The sequence below is a fragment of the Pseudomonas zhanjiangensis genome (genome assembly GCF_041027545.1).
Classification (GTDB): domain Bacteria; phylum Pseudomonadota; class Gammaproteobacteria; order Pseudomonadales; family Pseudomonadaceae; genus Aquipseudomonas; species Aquipseudomonas zhanjiangensis.
Map to the genome: position 1 here is coordinate 1 of NZ_JBFTEG010000059.1, position 501 is coordinate 501.

The window sequence follows — 501 nt, forward strand, 5'->3', positions numbered from 1 at the left end:
CGACTTGCATGTGTTAGGCCTGCCGCCAGCGTTCAATCTGAGCCATGATCAAACTCTTCAGTTCAATACTGCTTGGGTTTTGAGAAAACCCTAAACTTGGCTCAGCAATCGCAAATCTCTTAATTAAAAGAGTAACTCTCGAATTAACGAGTGTTGCTTTGTGATGCTGATAATCATTTGACTACCAGTCTTACCTCACAAGCACCCACACGAATTGCTTGATTCAGTTGTTAAAGAGCAGTTGGTTAAGTCTTTCGTCTCAACCGAGGCGCGCATTCTACAGCAACCTCTTCTTCCGTCAAGCTGTTTTTCGAATCTCTTTCCGAAGAAAGTGCTTTCTACTCAACCGCTTGCGCCTCCGATCAGCTTCTAGCTCCTCGTCAGCGGGAGGCGAATTCTACAGCGTTTCAATCCGCTGTCAACCGCCCTTTTCATCCGCTTTCGATCACCTCGATCGAAGCGCCAACAGGATCAAACCACCACCCCGTCAGCCCGGCGCAT

At 48.1% G+C, this 501-nt stretch carries 1 rRNA gene; it reads right to left on the reverse strand.

The features are described from left to right. Positions 1 to 64 (reverse strand): 16S ribosomal RNA (locus AB5S05_RS22070); the annotation flags it as partial. Positions 65 to 501: the final 437 nt, after the last annotated feature.